The organism is Azotobacter tropicalis (assembly GCF_059739045.1).
This window is the reverse complement of sequence record NZ_AP046060.1, coordinates 1-12,684: the sequence shown is the minus strand read 5'-3', so window position 1 is coordinate 12,684 and position 12,684 is coordinate 1. Positions and strand designations below refer to the sequence as shown.

At 63.6% G+C, this 12,684-nt stretch carries 13 protein-coding genes and 3 pseudogenes; 7 read left to right on the top strand and 9 right to left on the bottom strand.

Features of this window, described 5'->3' with window-relative positions; all coding sequences use genetic code 11:
• Nucleotides 1–244: 244 nt before the first annotated feature.
• The 7 genes and pseudogenes from Atro_RS22000 to Atro_RS21970 form a co-directional block, all read right to left on the bottom strand.
• A pseudogene (locus tag Atro_RS22000) lies at nucleotides 245–658 on the bottom strand (RES family NAD+ phosphorylase); the annotation flags it as partial.
• Nucleotides 655–1,104 carry an Xre family toxin-antitoxin system antitoxin gene (locus Atro_RS21995; protein WP_089169991.1) on the bottom strand — a complete coding sequence of 150 codons (450 nt, stop codon included), beginning with the start codon at nucleotides 1,102–1,104 and terminating at the stop codon, nucleotides 655–657. The gene Atro_RS21995 and the pseudogene Atro_RS22000, both read right to left, overlap by 4 nt.
• 349 nt (nucleotides 1,105–1,453) lie before the next feature.
• Nucleotides 1,454–1,831 carry a VOC family protein gene (locus tag Atro_RS21990; protein WP_497927882.1) on the bottom strand — a complete coding sequence of 126 codons (378 nt, stop codon included), beginning with the start codon at nucleotides 1,829–1,831 and terminating at the stop codon, nucleotides 1,454–1,456.
• 286 nt (nucleotides 1,832–2,117) lie between these two features.
• Nucleotides 2,118–2,942 (bottom strand): HpcH/HpaI aldolase/citrate lyase family protein, encoded by an 825-nt coding sequence (locus Atro_RS21985; protein ID WP_497927891.1) that lies wholly within the window; start codon nucleotides 2,940–2,942, stop codon nucleotides 2,118–2,120.
• Nucleotides 2,943–2,956: 14 nt separating this feature from the next.
• Entirely contained in the window at nucleotides 2,957–4,159 is a 1,203-nt protein-coding gene (locus tag Atro_RS21980; RefSeq protein WP_497927881.1) for a CaiB/BaiF CoA transferase family protein, read from the bottom strand.
• Between the two features lie 127 nt (nucleotides 4,160–4,286).
• The gene (locus Atro_RS21975) at nucleotides 4,287–5,114 is read right to left on the bottom strand and encodes an HTD2 family dehydratase (protein ID WP_089170124.1); all 828 of its coding nucleotides are present in this window, start codon (nucleotides 5,112–5,114) and stop codon (nucleotides 4,287–4,289) included.
• Between the two features lie 97 nt (nucleotides 5,115–5,211).
• Nucleotides 5,212–6,552, bottom strand: coding sequence for a dicarboxylate/amino acid:cation symporter (locus Atro_RS21970; RefSeq protein ID WP_497927880.1), 1,341 nt, complete (start codon nucleotides 6,550–6,552; stop codon nucleotides 5,212–5,214).
• A gap of 376 nt (nucleotides 6,553–6,928) precedes the next feature.
• On the opposite strand from Atro_RS21970, the gene Atro_RS21965 reads away from it, so the two are divergent.
• The 5 genes from Atro_RS21965 to Atro_RS21945 all read left to right on the top strand — a co-directional run bounded on the left by Atro_RS21965 (nucleotide 6,929) and on the right by Atro_RS21945 (nucleotide 10,701).
• Complete coding sequence (locus Atro_RS21965) at nucleotides 6,929–7,831, top strand: LysR family transcriptional regulator (RefSeq protein ID WP_089170125.1); 903 nt, start codon at nucleotides 6,929–6,931, stop codon at nucleotides 7,829–7,831.
• A 205-nt stretch (nucleotides 7,832–8,036) separates the two neighbouring features.
• A complete protein-coding gene (locus Atro_RS21960; RefSeq protein ID WP_497927879.1) occupies nucleotides 8,037–8,525 on the top strand; it encodes a hypothetical protein in 489 nt (162 codons plus the stop codon).
• Between the two features lie 224 nt (nucleotides 8,526–8,749).
• The gene (locus Atro_RS21955; RefSeq protein WP_497927878.1) at nucleotides 8,750–9,220 is read left to right on the top strand and encodes a hypothetical protein; all 471 of its coding nucleotides are present in this window, start codon (nucleotides 8,750–8,752) and stop codon (nucleotides 9,218–9,220) included.
• Nucleotides 9,115–9,945 carry a Fic family protein gene (locus tag Atro_RS21950; RefSeq protein WP_497928010.1) on the top strand — a complete coding sequence of 277 codons (831 nt, stop codon included), beginning with the start codon at nucleotides 9,115–9,117 and terminating at the stop codon, nucleotides 9,943–9,945. Before Atro_RS21955 ends, Atro_RS21950 begins: the two co-directional genes overlap by 106 nt.
• A protein-coding gene (locus tag Atro_RS21945; RefSeq protein WP_497928009.1) for an IS5 family transposase occupies nucleotides 9,939–10,701 on the top strand; the annotation gives its coding sequence in 2 pieces (ribosomal slippage) (nucleotides 9,939–10,234 and nucleotides 10,233–10,701; 765 coding nt in all). Before Atro_RS21950 ends, Atro_RS21945 begins: the two co-directional genes overlap by 7 nt.
• A 9-nt stretch (nucleotides 10,702–10,710) precedes the next feature.
• Here the strand turns inward: Atro_RS21945 and Atro_RS21940 are convergent.
• Entirely contained in the window at nucleotides 10,711–10,950 is a 240-nt protein-coding gene (locus tag Atro_RS21940; protein ID WP_497927877.1) for a hypothetical protein, read from the bottom strand.
• A gap of 661 nt (nucleotides 10,951–11,611) precedes the next feature.
• Here Atro_RS21940 and Atro_RS21935 point away from each other — a divergent pair.
• Nucleotides 11,612–11,921, top strand: a pseudogene (locus Atro_RS21935) (TraB/TrbI/VirB10 family type IV secretion system protein); the annotation flags it as partial.
• The gene (locus Atro_RS21930) at nucleotides 11,904–12,284 is read left to right on the top strand and encodes a DUF2274 domain-containing protein (protein ID WP_497928011.1); all 381 of its coding nucleotides are present in this window, start codon (nucleotides 11,904–11,906) and stop codon (nucleotides 12,282–12,284) included. The pseudogene Atro_RS21935 and the gene Atro_RS21930, both read left to right, overlap by 18 nt.
• Here Atro_RS21930 and Atro_RS21925 read toward each other — a convergent pair.
• Nucleotides 12,182–12,684 (bottom strand): annotated as a pseudogene (locus Atro_RS21925) (LysR substrate-binding domain-containing protein); the annotation flags it as partial. The gene Atro_RS21930 and the pseudogene Atro_RS21925 sit on opposite strands and share 103 nt — an antisense overlap.

Below are 12,684 nucleotides of genomic sequence, written 5' to 3'. Positions count from 1 at the left end.
CCCGGGCCGGTACTGGGCTGACCCAAGCCTCGCTGGACAAGGTATACCGGGTCACAAGCTCGGCGGCGCGCTCCAACGCTTCGACGGGCTCCAGTGCCTCGGTGACCATCGTCACCAGGGCGGCCTTTCCGAGGATGCCGTTGCTGTAGTCGGCAGGCTGATCTTCGAGCCAGCGTAGGTGCTCGCGCAGGACTTGCAGATGGTTGCTCATAGGGCCTCGGTCAAAGGAGACGGGAATCGAGGGGAATTTTTCTACGTGAATGCTCGCCCCGCTGGCCTCTGGATGCACCGGGTTGAACAGGTAGTTGGTCGTGCAGGGAATGATGGCGCTCGGCACTGGGAGCAGTAGAGCGCTTCGCCCATCCAGGAGGTGATCCCCGATGGCGCGCGTGACTTCCGGATCGGACTTCCAGTGCTCCGGCAGCGGCGGAAGCTCGGCCCGCGAAACCGGGTCCGGAAGCTGGATGCGGATCAACTGGAGCGTTGTGGGGAAGTCCTCGGGGTCGATTTCCAGGTGGACCAGCCCCTCCAGCATCGCACCGGCCGGACTGTCCGCCGCGTAAACGACCGGCCTGCCAAGGTGGTGCCAGCGGCCACTGGCACGCAGGCCGCCGATTCCGCTGAGGTCGGCGTAGGCGCTGATCCGCCACAGAATCACAGGGCCAGGCCTTCGACGATTTGCAGCAGCATTTCCTCCACCTGGCTGGTGCCCTGCTGGGTGGTGAGCATCTGCATGGGCGTCAGGCCGGAAAACCGCTCCTTGGGCTTGGAGAGCCAGCGTTTGGCCTTCTCGCGGTCACCGAAGACGGCCTCGGCCATTGCCGTGATGTGGGCAGCGCGAAAAAACCGGTCGCTTTCCTCCACGGTCAACGGCTGATCCCGCTCGATGCGGCTCTTGAGGGTTCGCAGGGGGATGATCTGATCGCGCTCCAGCGGCGTGACCACCCCGGCCTCGGTCAGCTGCACCAGGCGGGTCGCAGGAAAGCCCTTGGTGATCCGGGTGTGGATCTCGAAGTCGGTTGCCGACTCCGGGATGTCCAGCAGGCTTTGAAGACGCGCCCGATATGCGGTGTAGCCATGGTCACGCAGGACTTCAGCAAGCATGGGGGCAGCCTCCTATTCGGCGTTTACCGGATTGTATCCGGCATTTACCGATCAGGACAACAGCTCCATCTGCCATACCATCTGAGGCGATTTTCCCCGCTGAAAATAGGCGCCAGCAGGCGTCTCTCAGGGTTGATCGGGCTGGCGCTCGCCTATCGGTTCAGCCTGCCCCCGCGCCGATACCACTTGCCAGCCACAGTCCTCCTCGTCCCCATCCGCGCCATCGCCGACCAGGGCGAACGAGCTGATCGCCGTGTGCCGTTCGTGCGGGGTGTCCCGATAGTAGAGGCCGCCCCGCTCCCTCGTCGCTGTCAAGGAAGACGACGCTCGCGATGGACACTTCTCCGTCTCACAGGTATTCGGATATTTCAATGAGGTTGAAGTCGGGGTCACGAATGTACACCGAACGAATCGGCCCAGTAGTGCCGGTGCGCTGAACTGGCCCTTCCACAATCGGCCAGTTCTGCCTCTGCAGATGGGCGATCACCTCCGCCAGCTTCATCTCAGCGATGAAGCACAGGTCTAGGGCTCCCGGTACCGGCAGGTGGGCCTTGGGTTCGAATTCGTGGCCACGCACGTGCAGGTTGATCTTCTGGTTGCCAAAGCGGAACGCGATGCGGTCGTTGCCGAAGGTTTCCAGGCGCATGCCGAGCACCCGGGTATAGAAGTGCGTGGTGGCATCCGGATCTGAGGAAGTCAGTACCAAGTGGTCGAGACGGTTGATCATCAGAGGGCTCCTAGGAGATGGCGCAGGCCGGGGGAATAGTCAGCGGTGACGATGCTCGTCTTCCACGTGCAAGATGAAGGTGCCGCGATCGCGGAACCGCTATGACTTGGCGTTCCTTATGTTCTGGATACTTAACCGCTTCAGCGGCTTGAATCGGACTGGCGACGATTAGTGAGATGTAGTGCATAAATGAGGGCCCAATCTTCATGAATAGGGGACTCCCTCTCTGGTTATTGCTTTGTGAAACACTGTGTCACGCGCTGCCGCCGCAGCGGCAGCGCGTTTTTCAGGCGGATATCTGACCTGCTTGCTCTAGCAAGCGACGGGCGCGGCCGAGTACCGGCGCATCGACCATCTCTCCGTCTACCACGAATACCCCGCTGCCGTTACCGACGCTCAACACGCGCTGCGCCCAGTCCAACTCGCTGGCACTTGGCATCAGAGTCGCGTGTACTACCTGCACTTGTACGGGATGGATGCATAGCAGACCGCCGAAGCCCATATCGCGGGCGTCGCGAGCGGCTTGTCGAAGTCCGTCAAGATCTTGGATAGACGGAAACACACTGTCCAAGGGGGGAGCCAGCCCGGCATCACGGCTGGCCAGCAGAATAGCGTAGCGCGCCTGGTCGAGCAGGCGACCGGCAGCAGCGCTACCATTGGCCAAGCCGATGTCCAGACCGAGGTCGAGGGCACCGAAAGACAACCGCTCGATCCCCTTGACGGCTGCGATTTCCGGCAGCGCGAGCAAGCCGCGCACGCTCTCTATGATTGGCCAGATCGGCTTGCCAGTGACTGCAGCTCGCACCACTTGCTCAGCGCTTTCTGCCTTCGGTAGCAGTACGCCACAGACCCCCGGCTGGCGAGCACAGAGTTCGAGGTCGGCCGCGTGGCCGGGATGCCCGGCAGCGTTTACCCGTACCAGTAGCCGTGCCTCGGGATGGGCGGCGAGGAAGGCAGCCAGGTTGGCCCGTGCCTGTTCTTTGAGCGTCTCCTCGACGGCATCTTCAAGGTCGACGATAACCGCATCGGCACCGCTGACCAGCGCTTTGGGAATGCGCTCGGGACGGCTGGCGGGAACGAATAGGGCACTGCGAATGATCGCTTGGTTCATATGCGCATCTCCCCTCAGATCACGCTGGCGTCGCGCAGGCGGGCGACCTCGGCCGGGGCGTAGCCTAGTTCGCTGAGCAGCGCCTCGCTGTGCTCGCCCAGCGCCGGGATCGGCGCCATGCGCGGGGTGAAGGCGCTGTTGCGCCCAGGCGGCAGCAGGGCGGGCAGCACGCCGCTCGGGCTGCCGACCTCGCTCCAGCGCTGGCGCGCCTGGAGCTGCGGATGCTCCCAGACACCCTGCATGTCGTTGACCCGGGCGTTGGCGATGGGTGCGGCCTCCAGCCGGGCGATGACCTCTTCGGTGCTCAGCGCGGCGAAACAGTCGAGGATGATCGCGCGCAGCATCTCGCGCTGAGCCGAACGCTTAGAGTTACCGTCGAAGCGTTCGTCGTCCGCCAGCTCCGGGCGCCTGAGCACCTTGTCGCAGAACAGCCGCCACTCGCGCTCGTTCTGCAGGCCGAGCATCACGGTGCCACCGTCACCCACCGGAAATGGGCCGTAGGGGTAGATGGTGGCGTGCGCCGCCCCGGCACGCGGCGGCGGCGTGGCACCGTCGAAGGCGTAGTACAACGGATAGCCCATCCACTCCACCAGGCTTTCCAGCATCGACAGGTCGATGTGGCTGCCCTCGCCTGTTCTTTCGCGCAGTAGCAGGGCGGAGAGGATGTTGCTATAGGCATACATGCCAGCGGCGATGTCGGCGATCGAGCAGCCGGCCTTGGCCATCTCGTCGTCACCGGCCCCACCGGTGATCGACAGGAAGCCGCCCTCGCTCTGGATCAGCAGGTCGTAGGCCTTCTTGTCCTGGTAGGGGCCGCCCTCGCCGTAGCCGGAGATGTCGCAAACGATCAGCCGCGGAAAGTGTTCGTGCAACGCCTCGAAGGACAGCCCCAGACGTGCCGCGGCGCCCGGCGCGAGGTTCTGCACCAGCACGTCGGCCTTGCCCAGCAGGGCGTCGAGGATCTCCCCGGCCTCGTTCTGCTTGAGGTCGAGGCTCAGGCTTTCCTTGGAGCGGTTGGTCCACACGAAGTGCGAGGCCAGGCCCTTGACCCGCTCGTCGTAGCCACGGGCAAAGTCGCCGGTGCCGGGGCGTTCGATCTTGATCACCCGTGCGCCGAGGTCGGCTAGCTGGCGGGTGCAGAAGGGCGCGGCGATGGCGTGTTCGAGACTGACCACAGTGATGCCGTCGAGCGGGCGGGACGATGGTGCGGTTGTCATAGCGGATTCCTCAAGAGGCGAGCGGCAGCGAGCGGGTGCTCGGCCGCACAGGACAGGATCGGGTTGGTGGAGAGCGGCGCCCATGTCGAGCGCCGCGACATCGCAGGGCTCCCGCAGGAGCCGGCCCTCAGTCGAAGTAGACCTCGCCCTTCTGGGCGATACCGTTGGCGTTGCCGGCCCAGAGCTCGGCGTGCCCCGGCGCGACGATACGCCCGCCGATCTCGAAGGCGTCCGGCGCGATCAGCGGGCGCAGGCCGCGATAGGCGAAGCGCCGTAGGCGCGCGGCAGGATTGGCACGGCAGAAGGCGCCCAGCACCAGGGTGGCGATCAGCGGACCGTGCACCACCAGACCGGCATAGCCCTCGGTGCCGGTCACGTAGGGCCAGTCGTAGTGAATGCGATGGCCGTTGAAGGTCACTGCCGAATAGCGGAACAGCAAGGTGGAGGTCGGCTCGACCGCCTCGCGCCAGTCACCCGGCGGCACCGCCTCGTCGTTGCGGGTCTTCGGCGGGCTGGGCTCGCGATAAACGATGTCCTGCTCCTCACGCACGGCTAGGCGGCCGTCCTGCAGGTAGTCATGACGCACGGTGACGAACAACAGGGCGCCAGTCTTGCCGACCTTCTCCTCGACCTGGGCGATGGTCGACACGCAGGTGGCCTCGCTGCCAACCCGCAGCGGCGCAAAGAACTCGAAGCGGCCGCCGGCCCACATACGGTTGCGGTTGTCCGCTGGCGGCAAGAAGCCGCCGCGTGCCGGATGGCCGTCCGTACCGAGGCCAACTTCGGGCAGCGGCTCTTGGAAGAACGCCCACTGCCACAAGGGCGGTAGCGGCTCGCCACTGGCTGGCGTCTGTGTGCCGAGGGTTGCGGCGATGCGTTTGACCAGATTGAGGCTCAACTGGTCATGGATCTCTTCACTGCGGCCGATCCAGGTAGAAAGGTCGATCTGACTCATGGGTAGTACTCCGTAGAGATGTCGCTTTTTGTATGCACGATCGCCAGCGATGGCAGATCTGGAATCCGAGGTTCTGTATGGATGCGTTCTGATTGACTTAACGCCGAGTGGCCTCTGACCCGTTCTGTCCGGTGTTCCGGGTAAGCTCGGTCTCATTGGTCGGTGCCGGTGAGTGGCGGTCGCGCCTCAGGGCGATCGGCCCCATCCGTGAGCGGTCCAGCTCGCCTTCCCAGGCGGCCACCACCACTCCCGCCACCGCATTGCCGATGAAGTTGGTCAGTCCTCGGCATTCGGCCATGAAGCGGTCTACGCCCAGGATCAGCACCATGGCTTCGACGGGCACCGTCGGCACCGTGGCCAGGCTCGCGGCCAAAGCGACGAAGCCGGCCCCGACCACCGCAGCCGCTCCCTTGGAGGTGAGCATCGTCACCACCAGCAGGGTCAGTTGCTGTTCCAGGGTCAGCGGAATGTTGCAGGCCTGGGCCAGGAACAGCACCGCCAGGGTCATGTAGATGTTGGTGCCGTCCAGGTTGAAGGTGTAGCCGGTGGGTACCACGATGCCGACCACGCCTTTCGAACAACCGACGTCTTCCAGTTTTTTCATCAGTTGCGGCAGTGCCGACTCCGAGGAGCTGGTGCCCAGTACGATCAGCAATTCGGCCTTGAGGTAACCCAATAGACGGAAGATGCTGAACCCGGCCTGCCGGGCAATGCTGCCGAGCACACAGGCGACGAAGAGGAAGGCGGTGAAGTAGAAGGTGCCGATCAACTTGAGCAGAGGCACCAGCGAACCCAGGCCGTACTTGCCGACGGTGAAGGCGATGGCTCCCAGCGCACCGAGCGGTGCCACCCGGCTGATCATGCCGACGATGCGGAAAAATACTTCGGACGCCTGATTGATCAGCTCGATCAGTGGTCGGGCAGGTTCGCCGATCAGCAGCAGGGCGATACCGAACAACACCGAGACCATCAGGATCGGCAGGACCTCGCCCTTGGCGAAAGCATCGAAGAAGGTACTGGGTATCGTGTGCATCAGGAAGCCAACGAACCCTTCACCATGCGCTGCCTGGTTGACATAGCCAGAGATAGCGCTGGCATCCAGGCTATGCACGTCGACGTTGAAGCCCTCGCCGGGACGCAGCAGGTGTGCCGCCAACAGGCCGATAAACAATGCCACAGTGGAAACCAGCTCGAAGTACAGCAGGGCCTTGCCGCCGACCCGGCCGACCCGCTTGACGTCCTGCATGCTGGTGATGCCGGAAACCAGGGTACAGAAGATGATCGGGCCGATGATCATCTTGATCAGCTTGATGAAAGCATCGCCCAGCGGCTTGAGTTCGATACCGGTTTGTGGCCAGAAGTAGCCAATCGCAACACCCAGCACGATGGCGATTACTACCTGAATGTAAAGGGTGCGCCCTAACTTCTTGATTGTCATTGTTATTACCCAGGTGGTGCCGCGCTTGCGGCGGAAAAAAGCCTCCACGGCACGCAGCCTGACGGCGGCGCACGGGAATCCTGTTGTGTGAGGGAAGAAGATCGAGCTCAGTGAGCCCGCGGCTCGTCGGGGAGCGACGTCCCTTCTGCGGCGCTAAGGACGCGGCGGTGCGACTAGTTCACGAACGCCGGTCAAGAGCGTACGGATGTCTGAGGTACAGGCTGTCGGCGAGGAAGAATCGAGGTGTTTCATCGGCAATTTTCCGTGCTTTGTTGTTGTTGATTGCATGATTGCCAAGCGGGGGGCGATCTGTGAATCTGGATTTCTGGAAGGAGGCGTTCGGATTTGCTTAACGCCATACAGAGAGAACACCGCCATGCATTTCGATCTGGCCGACCTACGTCTGTTCGCGCATATAGCTGAGTCGCCCAGCCTGACCCAGGGCGCGCGTAAGGCGTTCATCTCCCCGGCGGCGGCCAGCACGCGGATCAAACATCTGGAAGAGGAGCTCGGCAGCCGCCTGCTCTACCGCGACAGTCGGGGCGTCGAGTTGACGCCTGCCGGCAATCTGCTGTTGCAACATGCGCGAAGGATTCTGCGCCAGGTGGAGTACATGAAGAGCGAGTTCACCGACTACGGCAGCGAGGCTGCTGGACATGTGCGCATCTTCGCCAATACCACGGCAGTCACTGAATTTCTCCCGGAAATCCTCGCCGGCTACCTCGTCGAACGGCCTGGGGTGACGGTCGATCTGCAGGAGCGACGTCTAGCCCGCGACATCGTGCGCGGAGTACTGGACGGCTCGACCGACCTTGGGATCATCGCTGGCCCAGTGCAGACCCAAGGTCTGCAGGTGCTGCGCTTCAGCACCGACCGCCTGGTGTTGGCCACTCCACGCGACCATCCGCTGTCCCGGCGCGGCAGTGTCAAGCTGGCCGACACCTTGGAGTACCCGCACATCGGCCTGCATGAAGGCGCCACCCTACAGTACTTCCTGCGCGAGAAGGTCGAACTACTTGGCAACAGCTTCAGCCTACGTATTCAGGTCTATGGCTTCGAGGCCATGTGCCGGATGATCGAGGCAGGAGTGGGCATCGGCATCCTCCCGGAGTCCGCGGCGCTGCGCCACCAGCGCACTATGCAACTGGCGGTGGTCGAGTTGGATGAACCCTGGGTGCTGCGCGAGCGCAGCATTCTCGTGCGTGATCTAGAGGCACTGCCGAGTTTCATCCGCACCCTCGTGAACGTGATCCTGGAGAAGCCGTTGGCGGCTCCGTAACGGTGCCGCCAGCGAAAATGCCTGGGTAGCTTTACCCCTGCCAACATGCTCGAGTTCGTCCCTGGGATCATGGAGCACTCAGCGCCAGTATTAACCCTAACCCTGCAGTACCGGCGAAATCCCTATCGTGCGCCCCGCAGTGGCCCGCTTAGGTTGCTGCGCCCCGGGCGTAGTCTGGGCCGCAAACACGAAGGCGGAGGCGCCCATGACCATCACCCTCGACCAACTCACCCAGGCCATAGCCAGCGAAAGACTTGAAGCTGCCTGCCTGCGCCAGCCGCACTTCACCGCCCATGTCCTGCGCTCTCGCGCCGAGGGCCATCCTTTCCGCGACTTCGCCCACGGCACGCTCGATGCCGTGCTCGAACTTCCCGAAGGGAGATTTTCGCTGCGGATTCGCTGGGAGGCCGAAGGGCAATCACAGGCCGAGCACGGCTGGATATGCCGCGAGGCCCCGCACATGAACGGCGGCGGCATTTTCTCCGACGTACCCATTCTCGACGAGGACGGAGCCCCGCTGGCCGCCGACGCGGACGGGCTGGTGGGCCTCGCCTACGAGTTCTTCTCCTACCAGGACATCGAGTCAGCCATTACGCCGGTACTGCCGGTGCGCCCGGAGCCAGAGTTTGCACCAGGCCCGGATGCCGATCTATTCAGGCCTTGGCATGGCCGGCGCAAAAGGCGCGGGCGATGAGCAGACCTCCCACGCTCTACCTGCTGCGACGGCCCGGAGCCGCCTGTCCTGCCAGGAAGGTATCTCCCTCAACGAGAGGGCCTAAATTCCGTAGAAATATCCGCAATAATTTCCGCATACAGCAGTAATCTTCCGACCCATTATTTGTAGATAAATGCTTAAATTATAAGTCTTTTAGAGCTTTTTAATTTCTGCAAAAATATCCGCAAACGAGGTGCCATATCATGCAGCTGGTGACCGGGACGCATTGGCTTGAGCCGCTGCTGCCGTCCGATTTTCCGTCCGAGATCCTGAGCATGGCCGAGCAGCTTCCTTACCAGGCGGGCAAGCTGGCAGGGATGCTTCCTCCCGAGACCACTACCTGCGTGGGTGGCCTGCTGCGGGTGACCAGCAGCTTCTACAGCAACCTGATCGAGGGCCAATTCACCGAGCCGGTCAGCCTGGCGCCTCACGCGCCAAAGCGCAGTCGCAAAGAGCTGACGGAGCTGGCGGTGGCACACATCGGAGCACAGGAGGCATTCGAACGCGCCATCTCACGGCACAGCACAGTACCGTGGAGAGAGTTTTTCTCCCCAGTTTCGCAGCTCGAATACACCGCCGGCTGTTCGAGTCGGCCACCGAGGAACAGCTACGCCTTGCCGATGGTGACCGCCTCGTCCCCGGCCAACTGCGCGATGCCACCGAGCGGGATGTGATGGTCGGCCAGCATGCAGCTCCGGCCTGGGCGGCGGTCACGCCGATGCTCAACCGGATGCAGCAGGTCTATGGCAGCCCGGCGGACGCTCGCACACGCCTCCTGGCGGCCATGGCGTATCACCACCGGCTGGCATGGGTTCACCCCTTCGCCGACGGCAACGGGCGCGTGGTGCGCCTCCTGACGCATCTCCAGTTGCACAAGCTGAATCTCTCCTCGCCGCTATGGTCGCTCTCCCGCGGCCTGGCCCGCCGGCAGGAGCAGTATTACGCCCGTCTCGCCAATGCCGATCAGCCGCGCCGGGGCGATCTGGATGGGCGAGGCCAGCTCACCCAAGCCGGCCTGTTCGAGTTCGTGGGTTTCATGTTGGACACTTGCCTCGACCAGATGCGCTACATAGAGGCCGCGATGCGGGTCGGCCAGATGCGCGAACGCCTGGAGAAGATTTTCGCCTGGGAACCCCGGATCAGCTCGGCGGGAGTCAAGCCGGAGGTCGCCCGTGCGCTGCATGTCCTGCTCACCCAGGGCAAGGTCGGCCGAGCCGACTTCAAGGTTTTCACCGGCCTTGGCGAGCGGACGGCGACCGATCAGCTCAGGAAACTCGTCGAACTGGGGCTGGTCGACAGCCCTACGCCCAAAGCGAGGGAGATTTTCCCCGCTCTGCCGGTATGGTTCGCGCAGCAGCTTTTCCCTGACTTGCACCAGAGGCTTGGGCCGGCATTGTAGATGCCCTCTGCCCCTCGACTTGGGATTCTCGGGGTGCCCGGGCTTCAGGCTTAGATGATCGGCGCGCTCTCAACGGCATCGTGTTCGTACTGAGCACGGGCATTCCCTGGGAAGACCTGCCCCAGGAGATGGGCTGTGGCAGTGGCATGACCTGCTGGCGCAGGTTGCGGGACTGGCAGGAGGCTGGCGTCTGGCAGCAGTTGCATCAATGGCTGCTGAACGAGCTGCGACAGGCGGACAAGCTCGACCTGAGCCGAGCCAGTATTGATGGTGCCTGCGTCGCCAGCCCCCGGGGGTTCGGAAACAGGCCCCAACCCGACAGATCGAGGCAAACTCGGCAGCAAACGCCACCTGATCCCTGACAGGAGCGGTACTCCGCTGGCGCTGTGTGTCACCGGAGCCAACCGCCATGACTCCATCGTGTTCGAGTCACTGGTCGATGCCCTGCCTGCCATCCGGGGCAAGCGCGGCCGGCCGCTACGCTGGCCGACCAAGCTGCATGCTGATAAGGCTTACGACTGCCGACGCTGTCGCGAGCACCTGCGCCAACGGGGCATCCAGTCCCGCATTGCACGCAAAGGTATCGAGAGCAAGGAACGGCTCGGTCGGCACCGCTGGGTCGTCGAGCGGACCCACGCCTGGCTGGCGGCCATGGGCAAGCTACGAACGCGCTTCGAACGGCGGCTGGATATTCATCTGGCCTTGTTATGTCTGGGGTGTTGCGTAATTTGCATCAGACAATTAGCGAGGTTTTGATAGCGGCTCTTATTCGGAAACCTGGCGCACATCCAGCACGGCCCAGACTTCCCAGCCCTTCTTGCGCACGATCTTTTCGGCTTCGAGCTGGGCCTCCAGCGTGCTGAGCGAGCGTGATTTGTGCTCGAAGCGAAAGGTGGGGCCGCCGCTGGGCTTGCGAACGCTCAGCTCTACCTGGATGTAGGAGGGACGCTGTTTGGGTTTGGCGGGCGCGGGTTTAGCGGGTGCAAGCCCCAGGGCTTCGCGCATTTCGGCTTCGAGACGCTGCTGTGTATCCAAGCGGGAATATCCGTTGCGGCTGCCTTGAGGAGGGCCATTATCCGTGAGCCGGTCCCGGGCGCCAAGTTCGAAGCCGCTCCTGGCTTCGAGCCCCCGATTCGGCGCAACCGGGCCACCAGTCGGGCGAGCAGGGGCATGGAGTCGGCGTCGCCGGCTAGACCTGCGGCGAAACCACGCCACCAGTACACCCAGTTATCCCATGTGGTTGGGGCTGGAAGACCATAATGCCCATGCGCCTGCGGAGCCTCGAAAACGTCCCTCGCCGAGCGGTCGAAGGCGTCACACAGGATGATGGAAAGCGGACGAGCCATGCGGATCTCCTCACGTTCAACTCTCGGAAGCCAGACTGATCGAACGGGTCACGCTGCGCCAACAATCTCATCGATCAGCCGCTTCGCTGCCAGCTTGACGCTGGCCGGCAGCTCCAGGCGATCACCATGTCCGTTGCGCTCGAAGGCAACAACCAGCTGCGCTCTCCAGAGCACCCCATCGGTTGTGGGGTCCGGTTCTGCTCCTTTGGCGATGGCGATCCGTGCAGCGCGATAGGCCGCCTTCCACTCTGCACGGGTGACGTTGTAGCGACCGAGGCCTGGCTTGCGCTTGAAAGGGATACCTTGTCGCAGGGGATTCTTCGGGGTGTGCCGGGCTGGAAGACGATGTGGACTGGCATTGGGATCGCATCTTTGCCGGTGCGGCGCTGACCGCTGCTGGGTATCGGCGCCGAGCTGGCCGCGCCGGAGAATCGACAAGATGGCGATCGCGTCATCATCGCCGGACGCGACAGCTTGCAAGACACAGTGAACCAGGTCGGCCAGGAGGTCACTCGGCGCAACCTCAACATCCAGCCCACCTTGACCGAACGGCCCGGCCTGCCGGTGAGGATCATCGTCAACCGCGACTTGGTGCTGCGGCCGTACCAGCCGCTGTTCTTCAACCGGGGACTTCACGATGAGTACAACCAAGAAACTGCGGCTGGGGCCGCTGCCAAGACCGAAAACGTCAAGCTGACCTTCGCCTGCCCGGCCAGCCTGAAAGCCGACCTCGACCGCTACGCCGCGCTGCACGCGCAGGCGTATGGCGAGGCGGTCGATGCCGTGGCGCTGATCCCGCACATGCTGGAGGCGTTCATCGCTGGGGATCGGGGTTTTCGTCGTGGGAGCTACGGCTTCTGGGCGATCCGCGAAAGCAGCCTCAGCGCTGATCAGTCCCGCAGCCCGCGCGGAGTGAATCGGCTCTGGCCGGCGCGCCGGGCCGCCTCGATCAGTGCCGCGCTGGCCGGACTGTCCTTGCCGGCGAAAGCGTAGAAGCGCGCCGCCGGCAGTTCGGGCAGGCCATCTTCGCGGCTCAGCACGCGCAAGCCTTCGCCGCGCTGGCTGTCGGCGATGACCGTGGTGGCGAAACCCGCTCGCGCCGCCGACAGGCAGCCGGCCATGCTGCTGCTCTCGAAGACGATGCGCCAGGTGCGATCCGTCTGGCTCAGCGCCGTGACCGCCGATTCCGATAGAACGCACGGCTCGGGGAAGACCGCTAGCGGCAGCGGCTCTCCGCCGGCAGCGGCTGATCGGCTGCGAACGCCCCAGACCAGCGGTTCTTCCCACAGCAGCGTGCCGCTGCTTCGACCCGGCTGCATTGCTTGCCGAACACCAGATCCAGGCGGCCACGCTCCTGCTGGCGCAGCAGGTCGGCGGTGATGCCAACCTTCAA